Genomic DNA, 21,744 nt, shown 5'->3' on the forward strand with positions numbered 1-21,744 from the left:
AGCAAAGGGTTAACGGAGGGGCGGCAGAAGGACCGGGGTGTTTTGGGGCCCACGGGAGGTCATTCCGGGGCGCGCGAAGTGCGAACCCGGAATCCATCGCGATGAAAGTGTCGTGGAGACTCGGATTCCGGGCCCCCCGCGCCAGCGGCGCGTCCGGAATGACCGTGAAGGGGGAAGGCGCCCCTACTTCGCCTTCTCCATCTTCGTCACCGTGTACCCCGAAGTCGCCTCCTCGGCCTCGAAGGTCACCTTGTCGCCGACCTTCACCTGCTTGAGCAGGGCGGGGTCCCTGACGCGGTAGACCATGGTCATGGGCTCCTCCATGCCGAGGCTCTTGGCCGGACCGTGCTTGAGCGTGATCTTGCCCGCGCTCTCGTCGATCTTCTTGACCTCGCCGCTGATCGAAGCGCTCTGCGCCGCGAGGGCGCCGAAGGTCAGACCTGCGCTCAACGCGAGCGCCGTGGCGATGCGGATGATGTTGTTCATGGCTCTTTCCTTTGACTCATTTCACCGTGACGTCGCCGACCATGCCGTACTCGCGATGGTCGGGGATCAGGCAGGAGAATTCGAAGATGCCTGCCTTGGTGAATTTCCAGACGATCTCGGCCGTCTTGTTCGGGGCAAGCCGCACCCCGTTCGGCTCGTCATGCTCCATGTGCGGATGCTTCTTCATCATCTCGGCATGCGCGAGATTCTCCTTGGTGGTTGCGAGCAGGAACTCGTGGTCCTCCTTCCCCACGTTGCGCAGCACGAAGCGGATCTGCTCACCCTGCTTGACCTCGATCTTCGACGGTTCGTACGACATCTCGCTCAGCACGATCTCGATGGTGCGCGCCGGCTTCTTGGGATCGCCGGGCTCGCCCGCGGAAAAGGACGTATGACCGTGATTTTCGTGCGCGCCGGCGGGTGCGATCGAAAGCGCAGCCAGCGCAAGGCCGAGTTTGACAGTCTTCTTCATTGTAGTCTCCGCTTGGTGGTTCATCGAAACGCTCACATCTTCATGTTCTTCACCGGCGGGCTGCCTGGCTTTTGTCGCGCCGGCTCCGCGGCCGGTGCCGTGACCTCGTAGGCGACGGTGCCTTGCGGGAATTTGTACGGACCGGGATCGCGGTAATCGTCGCGCGCGAGCTCCTCGCGGATCTTCATCACCGTGAACATGCCGCCCATCTCGATCGGGCCGAACTGCCCGGTGCCCGTCGTCATCGGCAGCGTGTTGTCCGGCGCGGGCATCTCCATGCTGCCCATCGCCATGCCGGTCGAGCCCATCGCCATCGCATCCGGCGCGAGCTTGCCGACGGCCTTGGCGAGATCCTTGCGCGACACGCCGATGAGGGTGCGCACCGCGTGCCCCATTGCGTTCATGGTGTGGTGCGACTTGTGGCAGTGGAACGCCCAGTCGCCGGGATTGTCGGCGAGCACGTCGAACACCCTGATGGCGCCGACGGGGACGTCGGTGGTCGTCTCGGGAATCTGCGCGCTCTCCGGAATCCAGCCACCGTCGGTGCAGGTCACTGCGAAGCTGTGGCCGTGCAGATGGATCGGATGATTGGTCATGCTGAGATTGCCGATGCGCACGCGAACCTTGTCGCCGAGCCGCACCGGCAGCGGATCGATGCCCGGAAACACCCGCGAATTCCAGGTCCACATGTTGAAGTCGGTCATCTCGTTGACCTGTGGCAGGTAGCTGCCGGGATCGACGCGATAGGTGCTCATCACGAAAACGTAGTCGCGGTCGACGGGCCGGAAGTTCGGATCGCGCGGATGCACGACGACCATGCCCATCATTCCCATCGCCATCTGCACCATCTCGTCGGAGTGCGGGTGGTACATGAAGGTCCCGCTCTTCTTCATCTCGAATTCGTAGACGAAGGTCTTACCCGGATCGATGTGCGGCTGGGTCAGCCCGCCGACGCCGTCCATCCCGCTCGGGATGATCATGCCGTGCCAGTGCACGGTGGTGTATTCGGGCAAGCGGTTGGTGACGAAGATGCGGACCTTGTCGCCCTCGACCGCCTCGATGGTCGGGCCCGGCGACTGGCCGTTATAGCCCCACAGATTCACCTTCATGCCCTCGGCGAATTCGCGCACCACGGGCTCGGCAACGAGGTGAAATTCCTTCCAGTCGCCGTTCATGCGGAACGGCAGCGACCAGCCGTTCAGCGTGACGACGGGGCGATAGTCGGGCCCGCTGGTGGGGTGCAGCGGCGGCTGCATCACCACCTTGTCCATGGTGGGCGCTTCCGGAATCGATGCGGCCTGGACGCGGCCGTTGATGGCCGACGCGCTGGCGAGCGCGGCGGTGCCCAGAAATCCTCGGCGGGAAAACATGCTGGCCTCCGTCTCAGTGCTCGCCATCGGCGGACGCTGCCGCGGCGATGGTGGTTGAAGTGTCGCCGCCGGAAGCGGGCGAGCCGCCGCCATTGACGGCGGTCTGCAAGTCGGACTGTGCGAGGTAGAACCTTTGCCTGGCATCGATGGCGCCGCGTAGCGACGCCAGGCGCTGCCGCGCCTCGGTCAGCAGCGCGAAGATGTCGACCTGCATGCTGGAGAAGCGCAGCTGCATCTCCTCGGTGATGATCTTGCGCAAGGGCACGATCTCCCGCTGGAAGTGGCTGGCGATGTCGTAACTGGAGCGATAGACACGATAAGCATCGCGGGCTTCCGAGCGAACGTTCACGGCACGCTCGGTCAGGCGGTTGAAGGCGAGATTGTAGGTCTCCGCCGCCTGCCGTACGCGGACCTCGCCGCCGTCGAAGATCGGGATCTGGAACTGCACGTCGAAGCCACGCTCGCGGAACGGCGGCCCTTCCGGATCCTGGGTGCGACGGGAGATGCCGGCGAGATCGAGCAGCGTCACGAAGCGCGTCGCCTCTGTGAGGTTCAGCGATTTAGCCAGCGCCGTCAGTTCCAGCCGTGCGATCTGCAGATCGATGCGATGGGCGACCGCGTCGGCCTCGATCGAGGGCAGGGCCTGCGGCCGGCGCGGCAATGGCGGCAACTGGTTGGGCAGACGGAAGTCGAGGCCGTCGTCCCACAGCCCCATCAGGCGCGCCAATCTTTCGCGCGTGCTTGTCGCAGCCTGCCGCGCGGTCGCGAGGTCAGCAGTGGTCTCGGCGTAGAACACCTGCTCGCGGGCCTGGTCGAGCTTGTTGATCGAGCCGGTCTCGCCCAGCTTGACGGCGAGCTGGGCCGTCGATTCCGCCGTCGCCTTCGCGTCCGTCAGCAGCACCGCCAGCTCGTTGCAGCTGACAGCACGGACATAGGCGCGGCGCACCTCGGCTGCGAGCCGCAGCGTCGCCAGCGCAGCGCGCAATTGCGCCTGGCGGAAGCGGTCGCGCGCGATCTCGGAGCGGAACGGCAGGGTTGCGAGGGCGAGGATGTCACCGACAACCTGCCGCTCGATCTCGTTCGCGCCATTGCCCGAGATGCGCGAGATCGAGAACACGGGATTGGGCGGCAGGCTCTGCTCGACCTGCTCGGTTTCGGCCAGCGCCAGCGCGTTGTAAGCGGCTTGCAGCCCCTTGTTGTTGAGCAGCGCAATCTGCACGGCAGTCTCGGTGGTCAGCGTGCGCGCCAGTAACCGGCGGATGGTCGCGCTCACGGCCTGGGCACCTTCGGCCGATCGGACGAAGGCGACATCCTTGTTGATCGTCTGGCTCGCAAGGTCCGAGACCGTCGTCATGCCGCCGTCCGGCGAGAACGCCATGCAGCCGGACAGCCCGAACGCGGTGAGCAGGAGCAGGCTCCGCGCAAGATGGTGTGCCATGGCGCGTCCCTACCGGCCTTGCTTCGGCTGCGGTGTCACGGCGTCGTTGCGGTCGCGCCATGGCGCCGGTGTTGCAGGCCGCAGACTGGTATAGGGCGCAATGGTCGAGCGATAGCCGACGCCTGCCACCTTCGCCGCGGGATCGGCCGGGTCGGCGCTGGCGATTTGTGTCGTTGCCGGCATGCAGCCGGACAGCGCCAGCGCGGCAAAGGCCGGCAGCAGCCAATTGAATCGAAAATGTCGTCCACCCACCGCAGATGCGGCGGCAGACTTCGCCCCGGAAAGCGCAAGCATGATTCATCCCTGATCTCGAAATCACAGGTTCGCGCGCGCAAAAGCGCGCTCGGACCGACGTTGTTGCGTCAGATCAGGCGATGGGGGGGCGGTAGTGCTGGGGCGGCGCCGTGCTGTGCAGGCTGGCCGCAATCTCGGGCGCGCAGGTCGACGTCGGCTGGACCGGTGTGGCGACGCTGGGCAGATCGGCCGGCAGCGCGCTCACGCACATCATCGCGCAGCAAGGACCCACGGTTCTCTTGCCGCCATGGTGATGCGGAGCGGGTGCGTCCTTTGCGGCAGTTTGGTGATGCGCGTGAGTTCCCGCATGTTCGTGCGACGCATCGCCATGCTGATGGCTCGCCATCTGCTGATGCGCCGGCACCGGACCGGCGAGGAATGCGCCGTCAAGGCACGGCGCAGGGCCATTGCTCAGGGCAAGGCTTGCTGCCGGCGCGAGCACGCAGAACAGATAGGCGAGGGCGATGATCCGCCCCACCCTGATCCGCATCGACCGCGTCAACCGCAACAACATTCCGCCGACAGGCTCCTCGCGCGGCAAGGTTGCACACGCTGATTGCAAACTAGTGGCAAAACGCGCATTCGCCAAGCGCATTTTACCGCAGTGCACCGCGCATGGCCAATATATCGCCACGTTGCTTGACCCTTCGCTGATCCGCGAGCCATGGTCGGGCCCGTGCACGCGCCAAATGATCCAGAACAAAGACCACACTCGTTCAGTCCTGATTCCCGTCAGGCCTGGATGCGGCTCGTCATTGCGCTGGTGATCGGCTCGATCGGCGGCGTCGGCATGTGGGCGATCGTCGTCATGATTCCGGCGGTGCAGGCCGAATTCGCCGCCACGCGCGGCGCGGTGTCGCTGGCCTTCACCCTCATGATGTTCGGCTTCGGGCTCGGCGGCGTGATCGCCGGCAAGATTACGGACCGCTTCGGCATCGTGCACGCGATGGCGATCAGCATCGCCTTCCTCGGCGTCGCCAATACGCTGGCCGGACTTTCGACGCAGCTCTGGCAGTTCATAGCGGCCTATTTTCTGATCGGGCTCGGAACATCGGCGACCTTCGCGCCGCTGATGGCGGAGGCCTCGCACTGGTTCGAGCGTTATCGCGGACTTGCCGTGACCATCGTTGCCAGCGGCAATTATGTCGCCGGAACGATGTGGCCCCCGATCGTCAACTGGGGCATGCAGTCGATCGGCTGGCGCCACACCCATATCGCAATTGGCCTCGTCTGCGTCAGCCTGATGACGATCCTGGTGCTGGTCCTGCGCGCGCAGATGGGCAATGACACGGTCCATGACCACGCCAAGGCACCTCCGCCGCGGGTCGATCTCAAGCTGTCGACCAACACGCTGACGGTGCTGCTCTCGATCGCCAGCATCTCCTGCTGCGTCGCCATGGCAATGCCGCAGGTGCATATCGTCGCCTATTGCGGCGATCTCGGCTATGGCGTCGCGCGCGGCGCCGAGATGCTGTCGCTGATGATGGGCTGCGGCATCGTCAGCCGCATCGGCTCGGGCTATCTCGCCGACAAGATCGGCGGCATCCGCACGCTGCTGGTGGGATCGCTGGCGCAAGGCTTTGCGCTGGCGTTCTATCTGTTCTTCGACAGCCTCACCTCGCTTTATATCATCTCGGCGATGTTCGGCCTGTTCCAGGGCGGCATCGTGCCGAGCTACGCCATCATCGTGCGCGAGGCGATGCCGGCGAGCGAAGCCGCAACCCGCGTCGGCATCGTGATCTTCGCCTCGGTGTTCGGCATGTCCTTCGGCGGCTGGGTGTCCGGCGTGATCTTCGATGCCACCGGCTCCTACGGGGCGGCTTTCGCCAACGGCGTCGCCTGGAACGCGCTCAATATCGGCATCGTCGTGCTGCTGCTGATCCGCTCGCGGATAGGCTCCGTCAGGGCCGGTCCAGGCTTTGCCACTTAAACTGCCTGTCCCGCCTTCAGGAGCGAGCAGCCGGTGATCTTGTAGCTGCCGTCCGCCTGCTGCTCGAGCGTGTAGAGCGCCTCCCAGGCTTCCCCATTGGCGTCGACGATGTGGACGCGCTGCGCGATCCAGTTGCCTTCGCTCCTGCTCTCGCCAAATTCAAAACTCTTGTGACTAGACCGGCGCGTAGCCGCTTTGCACCATGGACATGAAGAGGCCGGGGGCGGGGAAGATCTCCTTGATTGCAGGCGCGGCGTGAGAATAGGCCGCGGCCGCATCGTCGCGTGCAAAGGCCTGCTCCTGGGCTCGAATGACGCCCTGTGCCGCCGAGACATCGCCGGCGCCTGCCGAGACAGGACCAAGGGCAAGAGTGAGAGCGACCAGCAAGGCGGTAATGCGCATGAGAGGCTCCGCGTTGAAATCCCGGCGGTGCTGATCCTAGCACGCCCCATGGGACATACGGGCACGCTATCGTTTGCGTTTCACCGCCGGTTTCGCTGGCCTCCCCGCCGGGCGCAGCCTGGCCTTGGCGGCCATCTGCACCCGCAGGCCGTCGACGAACACGTCGAGCATCCGCAGCACCGAGGATTGCCAGCCGGGCTGGTCGTGCATGTAGCACATGCCGAAGAACGCGCGCAGCAAGTCCTCGGGACTGATGTCGGCGCGCATCGCGCCGGCCGCGACGGCCCGATCGAGCAGCGAGCCGATCGCCGTGGTCAGGCGCTCGAACGAGAAGGCATGCAGCTCGGAGCCGCTCTGCACTGCGAGTGCCAGGGCTGCCACCATGCCCTTCTTGGTGGCAACGAATTCGACACCCGAGCGCAGCCAGCGCCTGAGCGCGTCGATCGGATCCTTCGTAGTCTTCAACTGCTCGGCGAGCTCGCTGAGCTGCTCGACCTCGCGCCGGTACACTGCCTCGAACAGGTCCTCGCGCGTCGGAAAATGCCGGTAGAGGGTGCCGATGCCGACGCCGGCGCGTTTGGCCACAGCTTCCACTCGCCTCGGGGCCGCCGGCGTTGAACACGGTCTTCGCGGCCTCGAGCACGCGCTCGCGATTGCGCACGGCGTCGGCGCGGGGCTTTCGGGTCTGGTCGGTATGGTCGTCCATGCCGGTCAATGTAGATCACGAATTGGTTAGATTGAACCCTTGCCGGACCTGTGCAGGGCTGCATCGCGTTGGTGGCGCGGGGCTTTCGACGAATTCCAAATATTTCCAGGCGACCCTTGTTAAGCGGAGGGTGCCTCCGTATCTTCGATCGAGCGTCGGCCGCGTCATGTTGGGGCGGCGCTATTCGACGGCGGCCACGGCGGTGGCGCGCCGAACGATGAGCCATGTCCATATCTGATCGGAGCCTTGTATGAACCACTCCATCAGCCTCACCGTGAACGGTGCGCGGCGCGACTTCGTCCTCGACGATCCGCGCGTCACGCTGCTCGATCTCCTGCGTGAGCGCCTCCATCTGACCGGAACCAAGAAGGGATGTGACCGCGGCCAGTGCGGCGCCTGCACCATTCTCGTCGACGGCAAGCGTATCAATTCCTGTCTCGCCCTCGCCATCAGCCATGACGGCGCCGACATCCTCACCATCGAAGGCCTCGCGCGCGGCGACCAGCTTCACCCGGTCCAGGCCGCCTTCATCGCGCATGACGGCTTTCAGTGCGGCTTCTGCACACCCGGGCAGATCATGAGCGCGATCGGCATGATGCAGGAGGCACAGGCCGGCAACGATCCCGAACGCATCCGCGAATGCATGAGCGGCAATCTGTGCCGCTGCGGCGCTTATGCCGGCATCGTCGATGCCGTGCTCGAAGCGCAGGCCGGCATCGACGAATCCAACAAGAGGCGCTCCACATGAAACCGTTCGATTATGTCAGGCCGGCCACGGTCACTGAAGCCGTTGCCGCCGCCGCGCAGCCGGGCGCCGTTTATCTCGCCGCCGGCACCAATCTGCTCGACCTGATGAAAGGTGGCGTGAGCCGGCCGGATCGCCTCGTTGACGTCACGCATCTCCACGGGCTCGATGCAATCGAGACTCTCGCCGACGGGTCGTTGCGCATCGGCGCGCTCGTCAGCAATGCCGATCTCGCGCATGACGCAAACTTCGCGAAGGCCTACCCGGCCATCGCCGAGGCGCTGCTCTCCGGCGCGTCCGCGCAACTGCGCAACGCCGCGACCGTCGGCGGCAATCTGCTGCAGCGGACGCGCTGTGCGTATTTCTACGACACCGCCAGCCGCTGCAACAAGCGCGAGGCCGGCTCCGGCTGCGACGCCCGCGACGGAGAGAACCGCGGCCATGCCGTGCTCGGCTGGAGCGAGAGCTGCATCGCCACCCATCCCTCAGACTTCTGCGTGCCACTCGTCGCACTCGATGCCGTCGTCGAGATCGAAGGCAGGAACGGGCGGCGCGAGATCGCGCTCGACGCCCTGCATCGCCTGCCGGGCAAGGCGCCGGAGCGTGAGTCGGCGCTCGAGCCCGGCGACCTCATTGTCGCCGTGCGCCTGCCGCCCACGGCGCGCGGATTTTCAGCGCATGCGCGCTACCTCAAGGTTCGCGAGCGCACTTCCTATGCTTTCGCGGTCGTCTCGGCCGCAGCCGCGTTGCGCATCGAGACCGGCAAGATCGCGGAGGCGCGGGTTGCGCTGGGCGGCGTGGCCGCAAAGCCCTGGCGCGCCCGCGCCGCGGAGGATGTGCTCAAGGGCGTCGCGCCCACCGCCGACGCCTTCCAGGAAGCCGCCTGGCGCGCGCTCACCGACGCAAAGCCGTCCGGCGACAACGCCTTCAAGATCGAGCTCGCGCGCCGCATCGTGGTGCGCGCGCTGACCCTCGCCGCGGCCGGTACGCCCGCGCGTATCCCCGCGCTGCCGGCCTCTCCCTTTGCCTCGACCTCCGGAGCCATTCATGCCTGAGCTCAACCTGACCAGCGCTCCCGCTCATTTGCGGCACGGCTCGAACATCGGTCAGCCCCTAACCCGCCGCGACGGCGTCCTCAAGGTCAAGGGGCAGGCGACCTACGCCGCCGACAATCATCCGCAAGGCATGCTGTTTGCGGTGATGGCGGTGTCCAGCATCGCACACGGCCGCGTGACCTCGCTCGACGTCGCGGCAGCCAAGCGTCATCCGGGTGTGGTCGACGTTATGACGCCGAGCCACAGGCCACAGCTCGCGATCGACCCCGAGATCAAGACCAATCCGTTCGTGTTCCGGATGGAGGTGTTGCAGAGCGACGAGATCCGCTATGCCAACCAGCCGATCGCCGTCGTGATCGCCGAGACGCTGGAGGCGGCGACGGAAGGCGCGCTGCTGCTCGCGCCGCGCTACGAGACGCTGCCGGCGCTCGTGGGGCTCGATGCCGGCGAAAGCTTCGTGCCGCCGGTCGTCGGCGTCGGCAATCCCACGGAAGTGAACCGCGGCGATGTCGAGGCGGGCCTCGCCTCGGCCGAGAAGCAGATCGACGCGACCTACGAGACGCCGCCGCAATATCACAATGCGATGGAGCCGCATGCGATCGTCGCCTCCTGGGACGGCGACCGTCTGCAGATCGACATGCCGACCCAGGGCCTGATGCTGTCGCTGGCGCGCATCGCCGAATTGTTCGGCATCGCGCACGACAAGATCCACATCCGCAGCCCGTTCCTCGGCGGCGGCTTCGGCTCCAAGGGATTGATGGCCGGACCGCAGGCGCTCGGCATCATGGCGGCCAAGCTGGTCGGCAAGCCGGTCAAGCTGGTGCTGCGCCGTGAACAGATGTATGGCCCGGTCGGTCACCGCGCGCCGACGCGTCAGCGCTTGCGCATTGGCGCCGATGGCGAGGGACGCCTGATCGCGCTCGATCATCATGCCAGGACCGTTTCGAGCACGTTCGACGATTTCTACGAGCCTGCGGCCGATGCCTCGCACACGCTCTATGCCGCGCCTGCGATCCGCACCTCGCACGAGGCCGTGCGGGTCAACACCGGCACGCCCCTCTTCATGCGTGCGCCCGGGGAGGCGACCGGCTCGATTGCGCTCGAGAGCGCGATCGACGAGATGGCTTGGGCCTGCGGCCTGGATCCGCTCGCCTTCCGTCTGAAGAACTACGCGGAGGTCGAGCCGATCAGCGACAAACCCTTCTCGTCCAAGGCGCTGCGAGCCTGCTACGAGCAGGGTGCGGCGCGGTTCGGCTGGGCGAAGCGTTCGCTTCAACCGCGACAGATGCGCGACGATGCCGGTCTTCTGGTCGGATGGGGCGTGGGCACCGCGACCTTCCCGGCGCTGATGTTCCAGGCCGACGCCCGCGCGGCGATCCGCCGCGATGGTTCCGGCGTGATGGAGATCGGCGCGCATGACATGGGGCAGGGCGCCTGGACGGCCCTTGCCCAGATCGCGGCGGATGCTGTCGGCCTCGATATCGACCGCGTGGAATTCAAGGCCGGCACGTCCGACCTGCCGGATGCCGGCATCGCCGGCGGCTCGGCGCACACGGCGACTGCGGGTGCTGCGATCCACAGCGCCGGCGCGGCCGTGATCGCAAAGCTTTCCGATCTCGCCACCGGGGACGAGCGCTCGCCGCTGTTCGGCGCCGGCAATGCCGGCGTGATCGCGCGGGACGGCAGGCTGATCCGCCGTGACGACGAGCGCCGCAGCGAGAGTTATGCCGAGATCCTCGCCCGTGCGGGAGTGGCGGAGGTCGAGGCCCGCGGCACCGGCGCGCCGAACCCTGCGGCGATGGAAGAATATGCGATGCACGCCCATGGCGCGGTGTTCGCTGAGGTGAAGGTCGATCCCGATCTCGGCCAGGTGCGCGTCACCCGCATGGTCGGCGCCTTCGCCGCCGGGCGGATCGTCAATCCGCACCTGGTGAAAAGCCAGCTGTTCGGCGGCATGATATGGGGCCTGTCCTTCGCGCTGCACGAGGAAGCCATCACCGACCGCCGCAGCGGAAGGATCATGAATGCCAATCTCGGCGAGTACCACATCCCCGTGAATGCCGATGTCCCCCCGCTCGACGTCATCACTGTCGAGGAGCACGACCCGCATGTGAATGCGCTCGGCATCAAGGGCGTCGGCGAGATCGGCATCACCGGCAGCGCCGGTGCGGTCGCCAACGCCGTCTGGCACGCGACCGGCGTGCGCGTCCGCCGCTTCCCAATCAAGATCGAGGAATTGCTGATGCAGTCCTGAGAGATAAGAGGCGCGGCGAGATCATGTCGCTCCGCCCGGGACTTGCTAATGCAGCTTCTTGCGGACTGCTTTGAGCGCCGCGCGCTGCGTCTCGATGTAATCGGCGATGACCTTGCGCAGCTCCTGCGAATGGAGCTTGTCGGCATCGCGCTGCACTTCGTCGAGCGCAGCCTCTGCATTAGCGAGCGTGATCTTCATCTGCGAGCCCTGTTACGAAGCGGCCCCGGAGTGCCCAAAAAGCTGAAGCATCCGCCGCCATAACCTCAGCACCTCTAAAAGCCAGGCTGCTCTTCTACGGTTCCTAATATATAGCGGCGCGGCCTGCGGAAATTGAGATGGCTCAAGCTCCGGAGGAAACCGGTGGCTCCGTAAGATCCCGGATGTGCCGATCGCGCCTCAGAACGTCGGCGGCGTGCAGGCCGAGATCACTTCGCACGGCTTGCCGCCGACGCAGCGGAAGCGATGCGGACGGCGGCTCTCGAAGTAATAGGCATCGCCGGGATTGAGAATGCGACGCTCGTCCTCGACGGTGACTTCGAGCTTGCCTGAGATCACGATGCCGCCTTCCTCGCCGTCATGGACGAGGTGGACGCGTCCGGTATCGCTGCCGGGCTCGTAGCGTTCCTTCAGGATCTGCAGGCTGCGGCCGAACAGATTGTCGCCGACCTGCCGATACGAAATCGGCTTCTTGCCGACCTCCGTCAGCTCCTCCGCGCGGTAGAAGATCTTGCGCCTGGACTCCGGCTCCAGCGCGAAGAACTCGGCGAGCCCCATCGGGATGCCGTCGAGGATGCGCTTGAGCGCGCCGACCGACGGGTTCATCTGGTTGGATTCGATCAGCGAGATCGTCGAATTGGTGACGCCGGCGCGTTTGGCGAGTTCGCGCTGCGACAGCTTGTGGCGCGCCCGGATGAATCGCAGCCGTCCACCGATGTCGACGCTCATAGCCCAGATCCCGTGTTGCAGGTGTTGCGGATCGCGCAAATATGGACCGGCGGCCCCAGCTAAATCAATGGCTTGCAGGTCGTCAGAAAAGGACTTGTTGCGCTTTCGAAGCCGTGGCTCTGCTAGCGGGTCAGCAAAGGAGCGCGGCCGTGACCCTCCATCAGATTCCGAACACGATCAAGACCGACTCGTTCTGGATGCCGTTCACGGCCAACCGGCAGTTCAAGAAAGCGCCCCGCCTGTTCTCCTCGGCCGAAGGCATGCACTACACCACCGTCGACGGCCGCAAGGTGATCGACGGCTCCGCGGGCCTCTGGTGCGTCAATGCCGGCCACGGCCGCAAGCAGATCGCCGCCGCGGTCGAGCGGCAGCTGATGACGCTGGACTTCGCGCCCACGTTCCAGATGGGCCATCCGCTGGCGTTCGATTTTGCCGAGCGCCTCGCCGAGATCGCGCCGAAGGGCCTCGATCGCGTTTTCTTCACCAACTCCGGCTCGGAGTCGGTCGACACCGCGCTGAAGATCGCGCTCGCCTATCATCGCGCCAACGGCCAGTCGAGCCGCACCCGTCTGATCGGCCGCGAGCGCGGCTATCACGGCGTCGGATTCGGCGGCACCTCGGTCGGCGGCATGGTTGCCAATCGCCGCGCCTTCGCGACCCTGCTGCCGGGCGTCGACCACATCCGCCACACTCACGATCTCAGCCGTAACGCCTTCGCCAAGGACCAGCCCGAGCACGGCGTCGAGCTCGCCGAGGATCTCGAGCGCCTGGTCGCCCTGCACGGCGCCGAGACCATCGCCGCCGTCATCGTCGAGCCCGTGCCGGGTTCGACCGCGGTGCTGCCGCCGCCGAAGGGCTATCTGCAGCGCCTGCGCGAGATCTGCGACAAGCACGGCATCCTCCTGATCTTCGACGAGGTCATCACCGGATTCGGCCGCCTCGGCACACCGTTCGCCGCCAACTTCTTCGGCGTCACGCCGGACCTGATGACGACGGCCAAGGGCATCACCAACGGCACCATTCCCTGCGGCGCCGTGTTCGCGAGCCGCAAGGTGCATGACGGCATGATGGTCGGGCCCGAGAACCAGATGGAGCTGTTCCACGGCTACACCTATTCGGCGCATCCGACCGCCTGCGCCGCCGGCATCGCGACGCTCGACATCTACAAGGACGAAGGCCTGCTCACGCGCGGTGCGTCGATCGCCGAATACTGGCGCGATGCGCTGCATTCGCTCAAAGGTCTGCCGAACGTCGTCGACATCCGCAATTGCGGCCTGATGGGCGCGGTCGAGCTGGCCCCGCGTGACGGTGTCGTCGGTGCGCGCGGCTACGACGTCATGGTCGATTGCTTCAACACCGGCCTTTACCTGCGCATGAGCGGCGACAGCTTCGCGATGTCGCCCCCGCTCATCGTCGAGAAGAGCCACATCGACCAGATGGTCTCGATCCTCGGCGACGCTATCAAGAAGGTGGCCTGATAATTGCTCTCGCCGTTGCGAGTTGTTTCCTTGCAGCGGCGAGCGTGATGCCGCGGGAGTTTGACCAAGCGTGAAAGTTCTGATCCTCGGCAGCGGTGTCATCGGTGTCACCTCTGCCTACTACCTCGCGCGTGCCGGCCACGAGGTGACGGTCGTCGACCGTCAGCCTGAGCCGGCCTTGGAGACCTCCTTCGCCAATGCCGGCGAGGTGTCGCCCGGCTATTCCTCGCCCTGGGCCGGCTCTGGCGTGCCGGTGAAGGCGGTGAAGTGGCTCTTGATGAAGCACGGCCCGCTGGTGATCCGGCCGAAGCTCGATCCTGTCATGTGGGTCTGGCTGCTCAAGATGCTGCGCAACTGCACCAGCGAACGCTACGCGGTCAACAAGAGCCGGATGATTCCGATCGCGGAATACAGCCGCGATGCCTTGCGCGCTCTGCGCCGCGACATCGGCATCCAGTACGACGAGCGTTCGCAGGGCACGCTGCAGCTGTTCCGCTACCAGTCCCAGCTCGACGGCACCGGCGAGGATATCGCCGTGCTCAAGCAGTACGGCGTGCCCTTCGAGGTGCTGAGCCGCGACGGCTGCATCGCGGTCGAGCCGGCGCTCTCGGGCGTGAAGGAGAAGTTCGCCGGCGGGCTTCGCCTGCCGCAGGACGAGACCGGCGACTGCCACATGTTCACGCAGGCGCTGGCCAAGCATGCGCAGGCGCTCGGCGTGCGCTTCATGTTCAACACCGGCATCGACCGCATGGTCACCGACGGCGCGCGCGTCAGCGGCGTTGCGACTAGCGCCGGCCTGTTGCAGGCAGACAGTTATGTGCTCGCGCTCGGCAGCTGGTCGCCGCGGCTCGTCGCGCCGCTCGGCATTTCGCTGCCGGTCTATCCGGTGAAGGGTTATTCGATCACGGTGCCGATCAAGGACGCCTCCGGCGCGCCGGAATCGACCGTGATGGACGAGAGCTACAAGGTCGCGATCACCCGCCTCGGCAATCGCATCCGCGTCGGCGGCACGGCCGAAATCTCGGGTTATTCGAGCAAGCTGTACGACGCCCGCCGCGCCACGCTGGATCATTCGCTGACCGACCTGTTCCCGCGCGGCGGCGATCTCTCCAAGGCCACCTTCTGGAGCGGCCTGCGCCCGATGACGCCGGACGGTCCGCCCGTGATCGGCCCGACCCAGTACGCCAACCTTCACCTCAACACCGGCCACGGCACGCTCGGCTGGACCATGTCCTGCGGCTCGGGCCGCGTGCTCGCCGACATGGTGTCGGGCAAGAAGCCGGACATCGACGTCAGCGCGCTGTCGGTGGAGCGGTACAAGTATCGGTTCGGGTGAGGCTCTGTCCCCTCGTCATTGTGAGGAGCTCTTGCGACGAAGCAATCCAGGCTGTCTCCGTGGTGAGTGTCTGGATTGCTGCGCTTCGCTCGCAATGACGATGTGGAGGCGGCGCGTATCCAACTCCATCACCGTCACCCTGAGGTGGCCGCTTCTTCAGCGGCCCTCGAAGGGCGACGGCCCGGCTCTATCGGGGCCGCTCATCCTTCGAGGCTCGCTTTGCTCGGGCCTCAGGATGACGGGAAGTTGGTGGCGCCTGGCTCAAAGCTTGCTGCGCTCAGATGTGATCCGGGCGATATCCCTGGGGGGATGAGTCCCGCGTGCGGAGGTCGGCCCAGATCGATTGGGCTCGTCTTCAGCCATCGCCGGATCGCAGCGATGATGAGGTCATCCATCGTGGTTTACCCTCGCCGTGCTGAACACTCTCACATTATGCCGACAGGTGCAGCACCGGCAAACTACCCCGCCCCCGGCACGCAGTTCACCCACAACACCAACGCTTTCGCATCCTGCGCCGGATTGGAAAACCGGTGCGGCCTGCGGCTGGCGAACCGAAAACTGTCGCCCGTCTTCAGCGACCATGTCTCGCTGTCCACCGTCAGCATCATCTCGCCTTCGAGCACCAGCCCGGCCTCTTCGCCGTCGTGGGTGTAGAGCTCGTCGCCGGTCGAGCCGCCGGGCTCCAGATGCACCAGGAACAGGTTGAGCCGGTTGTCGGTGCTGGCCGGACTCAGCAATTGTTTCGAGACGCCGGTCCGCCACAGCTTCAGCTCGGGGCGCTGCAGGCCGCGCGTCACCACCCGGTCGGAGACGCCGTCGGCGCTCGGGCTCGCGCCGAACAGCGCGGCGATGCCCACGCCGAGCACGTCAGCGAGCGTTGCCAGCACGCGCAGCGACGGCGACGACAGGCCGCGCTCGATCTGGCTGAGGAAGCCGATCGACAGCTCCGTGCGGGCGGCCACCGTCTCCAGCGACAACTGCCTGGCGCGCCTGAGATCGCGGATGCGGCGGCCGACCGCGACGTCCATCGCGGGCTCGGCCGGCTTGGTGACAGGCTTGGCGACGGCCTTGGCTTTCACCTTCCTGGCCGGCTTCGCGGCGGCCGGTTTGCGCATTCTTTTGCCACCGCTCACGTCAAACCGCTTCCTTCATGTGCATGAAAACCGCTTGCATCAACTGCGAAAGTATGACCAAATTTTCATACTGGTGAAAATAGGCCGAAACGGCGTGGGCCGCAACGTCTGCGATCAAGACATCTGCGAGCGCCGGCACCGGCCGGACCCAAAGGGGGATGCGATGAAGCGTTTTGTTCAGGCCGCAGTCGCGGCGCTCGCACTTGCGGCCGTGGCGCCGGTTTCGGCGCAGCAGGTGCTGAAGGTCGGCTCGACGCCGACAGGCATTCCCTTCACCTTCCTCGACACCAAGACCAACACCATCCAGGGCATCATGGTCGATCTCGTTACCGAGATCGGCAAGGACGCCGGCCTCAACGTGCAGATCGAGCCGATGGCGTTCTCGGCGCTGATCCCGTCGCTGACCTCGAGCAAGATCGACATCATCGCCGCCGCGATGTTCATCACCGCGCCGCGCAAGGAGGTGATCGACTTCTCCGACCCGATCTACACCTATGGTGAAGGCCTCGTGGTGCCGAAGAGCGACACGAAGGCTTACACAACGCAGGACGACCTGAAGGGCGAGACCGTCGGCGCGCAAGTCGGCACCGCCTTCGTCGACGCGCTGAAGAAGACCGGCCTGTTTGCCGACGTGAAGGCGTACGATACCATTCCCGACATCCTGCGCGACGTGAACACCGGCCGCCTCAAGGCCGGCTATGCCGACTATCCGATCCTTGCCTACAATCTGAAGCAGGGCGGCTTCCCCGAGGTGCGCCTCGTCGACGGCTACAAGCCCGTCACCGTCGGCTCTGTCGGCATCGGCGTGCGCAAGGGCGAAACCGCGCTGCTCGGCAAGATCAATGCCTCGCTCGCAAAGCTGAAGGCCGACGGCACCATCGACAAGATCCTCGAGAAGTGGGGACAGAAGGCGCAGGGTTGATTGGCAAGACCTGATCGATCGAAGGCTGCCCGATGAAAGGCTTCCTGCACGACGCCGCCGAGTTCTTCCCGATCCTGATGAACGGCGTCGCACTGACGATCGTCGTCACCATCGGCTCGCTGCTGCTCTCGACGGTACTTGGGCTGATCTGGGCGATGATGCGGGTCTCCGGCATCAAGGCGCTGTCGATGCTCAGCGCCAGCCTGATCAACGTGATCCGCGGCATCCCGATCATCGTGCTGCTGTTCTATCTCTACTTCGTCATGCCGGATCTCGGCGTCACACTGTCGGCCTTGCAGGCCGCCATCCTCGGGCTCGGCATCGCCTATTCGGCCTATCAGGCCGAAAACTTCCGGGCCGGCATCGAGGCGATCGACAAGGGACAGATCGAGGCGGCGCAGTCGATCGGCATGGGCTGGTGGCTGACCATGCGGCGCGTGGTGCTGCCGCAGGCGGTGCGCATCGTGCTGCCGCCCTACGGCAACGTCATGATCATGATGCTGAAGGACTCCTCGCAGGCCTCGACCATCACGGTCGCCGAGCTCGCACTGCAGGGCAAGCTGATCGCGTCCTCGACCTTCAAGAACACCAACGTGTTCACGCTGGTGGCGCTGATGTATCTCACCATGAGCATCCCGCTGATCCTGCTGGTCCGTCACTTCGAGAAGCGGGCCGGCAAGAAATGATCGAGCTGAGCGACGTCCACAAGAGCTTTGGCAAGGTCGAGGTGCTCAAGGGCATCACGGCTTCCGTCGAGAAGGGCGAGGTGGTCTGCATCATCGGCCCCTCAGGCTCAGGCAAGTCCACCATCCTGCGCTGTATCAACGGGCTCGAAAGCTACGATCGCGGCGAGATCGGCGTCGAGGGATTGAGGGTCGACCGCGACGCGCCGTCGATCGTGAACATCCGCACCCAGGTGTCGATGGTGTTCCAGCGCTTCAACCTGTTCCCGCATCGGACAGTGCTGGAGAACGTGGTCGAAGGTCCGCTGTTCGTGAAGAAGGAGCCGCGTGCCGAGGTGCTCGAGCGCGGCCGTGCGCTGCTTGCCCAGGTCGGCCTCGCCGAGAAGGCCGACGTCCATCCACCGCAGCTCTCCGGCGGCCAGCAGCAGCGCGTCGCGATCGCGCGGGCGCTGGCGATGCAGCCCAAGGCGATCCTGTTCGACGAGCCGACTTCGGCGCTCGATCCCGAGCTCGTCGGTGACGTCCTCGGCGTGATGCGCAAGCTCGCCGACGACGGCATGACCATGGTGGTCGTCACCCACGAGATGGGCTTTGCCCGCGACGTTGCCGATCGGGTGCTGTTCATCGACGGCGGCGTCATTGTCGAGCAGGGGCCGGCGAAATCGGTGCTCAATCAACCGCAGCACGCCCGCACGCAGGACTTCCTGCGCCGCGTGCTGCATCCGCTCTGACCGGACTTCGCCATGACGACGCGCCTGCCTCTGCCGCCTTCGCTCTATGCCGACACCGCGGTCGCGCCGGTCGCGACGCCGCCGCTCGATCTCGACAAGACCGTTTCCGTCGCGATCGTCGGCGGCGGCTACACCGGCCTGTCCACCGCGCTGCATCTCGCCGAGCAGGGCGTCGAAGCGCTGGTGCTGGAGGCGCAGGAGCCGGGCTGGGGCGCATCAGGAAACAACGGCGGCCACACCAATCCTGGCCTGAAGCACGATCCCGATCAGATCGAGGCGGACTTCGGCGCCGAGCTCGGCCGCCGCATGATCGCGTTCTCCTACGGCACGACGAACTTCACCCACGATCTGATCCGCCGCTACCAGATCCCATGCGAGGCGCGGCAGAACGGCACGCTGCGCGCAGCCTACAACGAGACCAGCGCCGCTGCAATCGAGGCGACCGCGCAGCAATGCATCCGCCGCGGCATGCCGGTGTCGTACCTGAACCGCGAGCAGCTGCGCGACATGACGGGCACCGACCGCTACATTGGTGCCATGCTGGATACGCGCGGCGGTGACCTGCATCCCCTGAGCTACGCCCGCGGCCTCGCGCGCGCCGCAATATCGGCGGGCGCGAAGGTGCATGGCGAAACGCCCGCGCTGTCGCTTCGTCGCGACGGCAATCACTGGCGCATCGAGACGCCGCGTGCGGTCGTGCATGCGGACAAGGTGCTGCTTGCGACCAACGGCTTTACCGACGATCTCTGGCCGGCGCTCCGCCGCACCATCGTGCCGGTGTTTTCCTCGATCGCCGCCACCGCGCCGCTGTCGGACGCGGTGGCCCGTTCGATCATGCCGACGCGTCCGGTTCTCTACGAGAGCGGCCACATCACCGTCTATTATCGCATCGATCAGCAGAACCGGCTTCTGATGGGCGGCCGCGGCCCGATGCGCTGGATCAGCGCGCCGCACGACGTTGCCTATCTCATGCGCTATGCGGAGAGGCTATGGCCGCAGATCAAGGGCGTCGCTTGGACCCACGGCTGGAACAGCCGCCTCGCCATCACCAAAGATCATTATCCGCATGTGCACGAGCCCGCGGAAAACGTCCTGATCTCGCTCGGCTGCAACGGCCGCGGCGTCGCGCTCTCGACGGCGATGGGCGCGCAGCTCGCCCGCCGCCTGATCGGCGGCGCCAGGGCCGAGATCGACATGCCCGTTACCGGCATCAAGCCGATCCCGATGCATGCGTTCTGGCCCGTCGGCGTGACGACCGCCGTGATTGCGGGCCGCGTGCGGGATCGGCTGGGCATTTAAAAGGCGCCGCCCTGTTACGGGCGACGCCTTGCAGGAATGCCAGCCTGCGTCAGCAGCGGCCCTGCTTCCACAGTCCGGGCGGGCAGCCGTGACCGCGCCAGCCGATCTTGCGCCCATGGTACCATCCGTACGGCGCGCCATGGTGATGATGACCCATCGAATGGCCATGACCATGGCCGTGACCGTGTCCACCGCCATGGCCGCCCTTGGCCATCACGGGACTGGTGAGCGTGAGGCCGGCTGCAACGATCAGCGAAGCTGCGAGCGCAAGTTTCTTCATGTGTGTCCTCCAGTGGGGCGAGCGCACTTGTCCGTTCAATGAACGAACGATGCGCAGCTAAGTTCCTCGCAAATGTGGACGGGTCGTGACGCTCGTGGAGATGTTCAATCGCGCATCGGCGCAACGCGTGCTGGCACATTCTCGCTCGCGACGTGCAAGCGGTTCACCGGGGGTACGCTCTCTCGTCAGCGGACTCAGGCTTCCGCCACAGCATCGGCCCAGGGCTGGAAGATGTCGACGGCGCCGGAATTGACCTCGCCCTCGCGCATCACGACGCTCGGGCAGGCGAATTTTTGCGGCAGCGCCTGCACCGGGCTCTCCTCGTAGTCGAAGCGCGCGGCCAGCGTCTTGCGTATGCCCGCCGGCAAACGTGGATCGCCGATCACCACCGCGCCCTCGCTGGCGTCGATGCGCGGCTGGTGGATGGCGGCATCCAGATCCATGCCGTAGTCCATCGCAAAGGATACGAGCTGCATCACCGACGGCAGGATGCGGCGGCCGCCGGAGGCGCCGGCCGCAAGACGCTTGCCGTCCTTCGTCTCAGCGATGACGGGCGTGTAGTTGCAGAGGCAGCGCTTGCCAGGGGCGAGCGAGTTGGTGGTGCCCGGCGTCGGGTCGAACCACATGATGCCGTTGTTCATGGCGATGCCGGTGTGCGGCGTCACGTATTTCGAGCCGAAGGACGACAGCAGCGTCTGCGTCACCGCGGCGATGTTGCCGTGGCGGTCGACCACGGAGAAATGCGTGGTGCAGGCGGGCGCGAGATATTCGGCGCCGAGCGAGCGCTTGCCGTCGGCATCGCCCATGTCCTTGAGCCGCTCGCGGAAGGCGGCCTGCAAGGCGAGCGCATATTCACCGTAAGCGGCTGCATCGGGCTCGCTTGCCGGCTTCAAATTCTGCTGCAGCAGACGCAGCGCATGCGCCAGGGTTGGCCCGGCCGTGAGCTCGGGCGTCGCATACACCTTGCCGTCGCGATAGGGAATCGCCAGCGGGTCGCGCAGATGGCTGCGGAACGCGGCGAGATCCTCCACCGACAGCGAGCCGCCATCAGCCTTGATGTCGGAGGCGATGCTCCTGGCGAGATCGCCCTGGTAGAAGTCGCGCGGCCCGGCCTCGGCAAGATGCGACAGCGTCGCCTTCAGACCGTCCAGCGGCAGCCGCGTCTCGGACTTGATGCCCCAGGGCGCGCTCGGCGGCAGGCCTTCCTTCAGGAACGTCGCCGCGCTTGCGGGATAGCGCCTGAGGTCCGCCGCCGAGTTCGCGATCGTCAGCGTGGTCCACCAATCGACCAGCATGCCTTCGCCGGCGAGTGCGACAGCCGGCGCGACCAAATCCTTCCACGGCAGCTTCGCGTAGCGCTGATGTGCCTCCTCCATGCCGGCGACGACGCCTGGCACTGCGACCGAGCCTGGCCCGTGGATGTTGCGATCGTCCTTCACCCGCGACCAGGGGAAGAGATCGGAGGCCGCACCCTGGCCGCCGAGCGGATAATCCGCAACGCGCAGACTTTGCGGCGCACACATGCCGTAGTCGATCACTTCAGTGCGATTTTCCCTGGCGCGGTGGAGCACCATCGCGCCGCCGCCGCCAATACCGCTGTTCCAGGGCTCGAGCACGTTCAGGGCAAAGGTGGTTGCCACGATCGCGTCCACGCAGTCGCCGCCCGCCGCCAGCACCGCCGCTCCCACCTCGGCCGCCCGCCGCGACTGCGCAGCGACGATGCCGCCCTTGGACTTGACGGCGGGTTTGCGGACGGTTTGGGCGAGGCTGAACTGATGAGGCATG

The 21,744-nt window shown here is 65.9% G+C and carries 22 protein-coding genes and 2 pseudogenes; 11 read left to right on the plus strand and 13 right to left on the minus strand.

All coding sequences use genetic code 11. The features are described from left to right. Positions 1–183 precede the first annotated feature (183 nt). The 6 genes from ACNJYB_RS08430 to ACNJYB_RS08455 all read right to left on the minus strand — a co-directional run bounded on the left by ACNJYB_RS08430 (position 184) and on the right by ACNJYB_RS08455 (position 4,538). Positions 184–486 (minus strand): copper-binding protein, encoded by a 303-nt coding sequence (locus tag ACNJYB_RS08430; protein ID WP_439373515.1) that lies wholly within the window; start codon positions 484–486, stop codon positions 184–186. Between the two features lie 16 nt (positions 487–502). Continuing rightward, on the minus strand, positions 503–958 hold the full coding sequence (locus ACNJYB_RS08435) for a cupredoxin domain-containing protein (RefSeq protein WP_439373516.1): 456 nt from the start codon (positions 956–958) through the stop codon (positions 503–505). Positions 959–990: 32 nt separating this feature from the next. Beyond that, positions 991–2,328 carry a copper oxidase gene (locus ACNJYB_RS08440; RefSeq protein ID WP_439373517.1) on the minus strand — a complete coding sequence of 446 codons (1,338 nt, stop codon included), beginning with the start codon at positions 2,326–2,328 and terminating at the stop codon, positions 991–993. Positions 2,329–2,341: 13 nt separating this feature from the next. Next, the gene (locus ACNJYB_RS08445; protein WP_439373518.1) at positions 2,342–3,766 is read right to left on the minus strand and encodes a TolC family protein; all 1,425 of its coding nucleotides are present in this window, start codon (positions 3,764–3,766) and stop codon (positions 2,342–2,344) included. A gap of 9 nt (positions 3,767–3,775) precedes the next feature. Then, positions 3,776–4,060, minus strand: a complete 285-nt coding sequence (locus ACNJYB_RS08450; RefSeq protein WP_439373519.1) for a hypothetical protein — start codon at positions 4,058–4,060, stop codon at positions 3,776–3,778. A gap of 73 nt (positions 4,061–4,133) precedes the next feature. Beyond that, positions 4,134–4,538: a hypothetical protein gene (locus ACNJYB_RS08455; protein WP_439375506.1), complete on the minus strand. Its 405-nt coding sequence runs from the start codon at positions 4,536–4,538 to the stop codon at positions 4,134–4,136. Here ACNJYB_RS08455 and ACNJYB_RS08460 point away from each other — a divergent pair. Both ACNJYB_RS08460 and ACNJYB_RS08465 read left to right on the plus strand, forming a co-directional pair. Further along, positions 4,525–4,827, plus strand: coding sequence for a hypothetical protein (locus ACNJYB_RS08460; RefSeq protein WP_439375817.1), 303 nt, complete (start codon positions 4,525–4,527; stop codon positions 4,825–4,827). The genes ACNJYB_RS08455 and ACNJYB_RS08460 overlap by 14 nt on opposite strands. Continuing rightward, on the plus strand, positions 4,725–5,990 hold the full coding sequence (locus tag ACNJYB_RS08465) for an MFS transporter (protein ID WP_439373520.1): 1,266 nt from the start codon (positions 4,725–4,727) through the stop codon (positions 5,988–5,990). Before ACNJYB_RS08460 ends, ACNJYB_RS08465 begins: the two co-directional genes overlap by 103 nt. Here the strand turns inward: ACNJYB_RS08465 and ACNJYB_RS08470 are convergent. Continuing rightward, positions 5,987–6,392 (minus strand): annotated as a pseudogene (locus ACNJYB_RS08470) (DUF4864 domain-containing protein). The gene ACNJYB_RS08465 and the pseudogene ACNJYB_RS08470 sit on opposite strands and share 4 nt — an antisense overlap. A 66-nt stretch (positions 6,393–6,458) precedes the next feature. After that, a pseudogene (locus ACNJYB_RS08475) lies at positions 6,459–7,098 on the minus strand (TetR/AcrR family transcriptional regulator). Between the two features lie 250 nt (positions 7,099–7,348). On the opposite strand from ACNJYB_RS08475, the gene ACNJYB_RS08480 reads away from it, so the two are divergent. Genes ACNJYB_RS08480 through ACNJYB_RS08490 form a run of 3 tightly spaced genes read left to right on the plus strand, consistent with a single transcriptional unit; the run spans position 7,349 to position 11,152 of the window. Continuing rightward, entirely contained in the window at positions 7,349–7,846 is a 498-nt protein-coding gene (locus ACNJYB_RS08480) for a (2Fe-2S)-binding protein (RefSeq protein ID WP_439373521.1), read from the plus strand. Continuing rightward, the gene (locus ACNJYB_RS08485) at positions 7,843–8,898 is read left to right on the plus strand and encodes an FAD binding domain-containing protein (protein ID WP_439373522.1); all 1,056 of its coding nucleotides are present in this window, start codon (positions 7,843–7,845) and stop codon (positions 8,896–8,898) included. Before ACNJYB_RS08480 ends, ACNJYB_RS08485 begins: the two co-directional genes overlap by 4 nt. Then, positions 8,891–11,152 carry a xanthine dehydrogenase family protein molybdopterin-binding subunit gene (locus tag ACNJYB_RS08490; RefSeq protein ID WP_439373523.1) on the plus strand — a complete coding sequence of 754 codons (2,262 nt, stop codon included), beginning with the start codon at positions 8,891–8,893 and terminating at the stop codon, positions 11,150–11,152. Before ACNJYB_RS08485 ends, ACNJYB_RS08490 begins: the two co-directional genes overlap by 8 nt. Before the next feature lie 45 nt (positions 11,153–11,197). On the opposite strand, the gene ACNJYB_RS08495 is transcribed toward ACNJYB_RS08490, so the two are convergent. Next, positions 11,198–11,350 carry a hypothetical protein gene (locus ACNJYB_RS08495; RefSeq protein WP_439373524.1) on the minus strand — a complete coding sequence of 51 codons (153 nt, stop codon included), beginning with the start codon at positions 11,348–11,350 and terminating at the stop codon, positions 11,198–11,200. A 198-nt stretch (positions 11,351–11,548) separates the two neighbouring features. Next, on the minus strand, positions 11,549–12,097 hold the full coding sequence (locus ACNJYB_RS08500; RefSeq protein ID WP_018646206.1) for a cupin domain-containing protein: 549 nt from the start codon (positions 12,095–12,097) through the stop codon (positions 11,549–11,551). Positions 12,098–12,246: 149 nt separating this feature from the next. On the opposite strand from ACNJYB_RS08500, the gene ACNJYB_RS08505 reads away from it, so the two are divergent. Both ACNJYB_RS08505 and ACNJYB_RS08510 read left to right on the plus strand, forming a co-directional pair. Continuing rightward, the gene (locus tag ACNJYB_RS08505; RefSeq protein ID WP_439373525.1) at positions 12,247–13,575 is read left to right on the plus strand and encodes an aspartate aminotransferase family protein; all 1,329 of its coding nucleotides are present in this window, start codon (positions 12,247–12,249) and stop codon (positions 13,573–13,575) included. Between the two features lie 70 nt (positions 13,576–13,645). Continuing rightward, positions 13,646–14,911 (plus strand): D-amino acid dehydrogenase, encoded by a 1,266-nt coding sequence (locus ACNJYB_RS08510; RefSeq protein WP_439373526.1) that lies wholly within the window; start codon positions 13,646–13,648, stop codon positions 14,909–14,911. Between the two features lie 458 nt (positions 14,912–15,369). Here the strand turns inward: ACNJYB_RS08510 and ACNJYB_RS08515 are convergent, their stop codons facing one another. Beyond that, the gene (locus tag ACNJYB_RS08515) at positions 15,370–16,026 is read right to left on the minus strand and encodes a helix-turn-helix domain-containing protein (protein ID WP_439373527.1); all 657 of its coding nucleotides are present in this window, start codon (positions 16,024–16,026) and stop codon (positions 15,370–15,372) included. A 181-nt stretch (positions 16,027–16,207) separates the two neighbouring features. On the opposite strand from ACNJYB_RS08515, the gene ACNJYB_RS08520 reads away from it, so the two are divergent. The 4 genes from ACNJYB_RS08520 to ACNJYB_RS08535 are packed head-to-tail and all read left to right on the plus strand — an operon-like array spanning position 16,208 to position 19,679. Next, a complete protein-coding gene (locus ACNJYB_RS08520) occupies positions 16,208–16,966 on the plus strand; it encodes an ABC transporter substrate-binding protein (RefSeq protein ID WP_439373528.1) in 759 nt (252 codons plus the stop codon). Positions 16,967–16,998: 32 nt separating this feature from the next. Continuing rightward, positions 16,999–17,652: an amino acid ABC transporter permease gene (locus tag ACNJYB_RS08525; RefSeq protein WP_439373529.1), complete on the plus strand. Its 654-nt coding sequence runs from the start codon at positions 16,999–17,001 to the stop codon at positions 17,650–17,652. Next, on the plus strand, positions 17,649–18,380 hold the full coding sequence (locus ACNJYB_RS08530) for an amino acid ABC transporter ATP-binding protein (protein ID WP_439373530.1): 732 nt from the start codon (positions 17,649–17,651) through the stop codon (positions 18,378–18,380). Before ACNJYB_RS08525 ends, ACNJYB_RS08530 begins: the two co-directional genes overlap by 4 nt. A 12-nt stretch (positions 18,381–18,392) precedes the next feature. Beyond that, positions 18,393–19,679, plus strand: coding sequence for an NAD(P)/FAD-dependent oxidoreductase (locus ACNJYB_RS08535; protein ID WP_439373531.1), 1,287 nt, complete (start codon positions 18,393–18,395; stop codon positions 19,677–19,679). Between the two features lie 49 nt (positions 19,680–19,728). Here the strand turns inward: ACNJYB_RS08535 and ACNJYB_RS08540 are convergent, their stop codons facing one another. Both ACNJYB_RS08540 and ACNJYB_RS08545 read right to left on the minus strand, forming a co-directional pair. Continuing rightward, a complete protein-coding gene (locus ACNJYB_RS08540) occupies positions 19,729–19,959 on the minus strand; it encodes a hypothetical protein (RefSeq protein ID WP_439373532.1) in 231 nt (76 codons plus the stop codon). 194 nt (positions 19,960–20,153) lie between these two features. Continuing rightward, positions 20,154–21,743, minus strand: coding sequence for a gamma-glutamyltransferase family protein (locus ACNJYB_RS08545; protein ID WP_439373533.1), 1,590 nt, complete (start codon positions 21,741–21,743; stop codon positions 20,154–20,156). Position 21,744 lies beyond the last annotated feature (1 nt).

Origin of the sequence: Bradyrhizobium sp. SMVTL-02 (assembly GCF_051853005.1) — a bacterium.
Lineage (GTDB): Bacteria > Pseudomonadota > Alphaproteobacteria > Rhizobiales > Xanthobacteraceae > Bradyrhizobium.

Coding starts and splice junctions, on each gene's coding strand:
- ACNJYB_RS08430 (WP_439373515.1), bottom strand. CDS start 486: ATGAACAACATCATCCGCATCGCCACGGCGCTCGCGTTGAGCGCAGGT.
- ACNJYB_RS08435 (WP_439373516.1), bottom strand. CDS start 958: ATGAAGAAGACTGTCAAACTCGGCCTTGCGCTGGCTGCGCTTTCGATC.
- ACNJYB_RS08440 (WP_439373517.1), bottom strand. CDS start 2,328: ATGTTTTCCCGCCGAGGATTTCTGGGCACCGCCGCGCTCGCCAGCGCG.
- ACNJYB_RS08445 (WP_439373518.1), bottom strand. CDS start 3,766: ATGGCACACCATCTTGCGCGGAGCCTGCTCCTGCTCACCGCGTTCGGG.
- ACNJYB_RS08450 (WP_439373519.1), bottom strand. CDS start 4,060: ATGCTTGCGCTTTCCGGGGCGAAGTCTGCCGCCGCATCTGCGGTGGGT.
- ACNJYB_RS08460 (WP_439375817.1), top strand. CDS start 4,525: ATGATCCGCCCCACCCTGATCCGCATCGACCGCGTCAACCGCAACAAC.
- ACNJYB_RS08465 (WP_439373520.1), top strand. CDS start 4,725: ATGGTCGGGCCCGTGCACGCGCCAAATGATCCAGAACAAAGACCACAC.
- ACNJYB_RS08480 (WP_439373521.1), top strand. CDS start 7,349: ATGAACCACTCCATCAGCCTCACCGTGAACGGTGCGCGGCGCGACTTC.
- ACNJYB_RS08485 (WP_439373522.1), top strand. CDS start 7,843: ATGAAACCGTTCGATTATGTCAGGCCGGCCACGGTCACTGAAGCCGTT.
- ACNJYB_RS08490 (WP_439373523.1), top strand. CDS start 8,891: ATGCCTGAGCTCAACCTGACCAGCGCTCCCGCTCATTTGCGGCACGGC.
- ACNJYB_RS08495 (WP_439373524.1), bottom strand. CDS start 11,350: ATGAAGATCACGCTCGCTAATGCAGAGGCTGCGCTCGACGAAGTGCAG.
- ACNJYB_RS08500 (WP_018646206.1), bottom strand. CDS start 12,097: ATGAGCGTCGACATCGGTGGACGGCTGCGATTCATCCGGGCGCGCCAC.
- ACNJYB_RS08515 (WP_439373527.1), bottom strand. CDS start 16,026: ATGCGCAAACCGGCCGCCGCGAAGCCGGCCAGGAAGGTGAAAGCCAAG.
- ACNJYB_RS08520 (WP_439373528.1), top strand. CDS start 16,208: ATGAAGCGTTTTGTTCAGGCCGCAGTCGCGGCGCTCGCACTTGCGGCC.
- ACNJYB_RS08525 (WP_439373529.1), top strand. CDS start 16,999: ATGAAAGGCTTCCTGCACGACGCCGCCGAGTTCTTCCCGATCCTGATG.
- ACNJYB_RS08530 (WP_439373530.1), top strand. CDS start 17,649: ATGATCGAGCTGAGCGACGTCCACAAGAGCTTTGGCAAGGTCGAGGTG.
- ACNJYB_RS08535 (WP_439373531.1), top strand. CDS start 18,393: ATGACGACGCGCCTGCCTCTGCCGCCTTCGCTCTATGCCGACACCGCG.
- ACNJYB_RS08540 (WP_439373532.1), bottom strand. CDS start 19,959: ATGAAGAAACTTGCGCTCGCAGCTTCGCTGATCGTTGCAGCCGGCCTC.
- ACNJYB_RS08545 (WP_439373533.1), bottom strand. CDS start 21,743: ATGCCTCATCAGTTCAGCCTCGCCCAAACCGTCCGCAAACCCGCCGTC.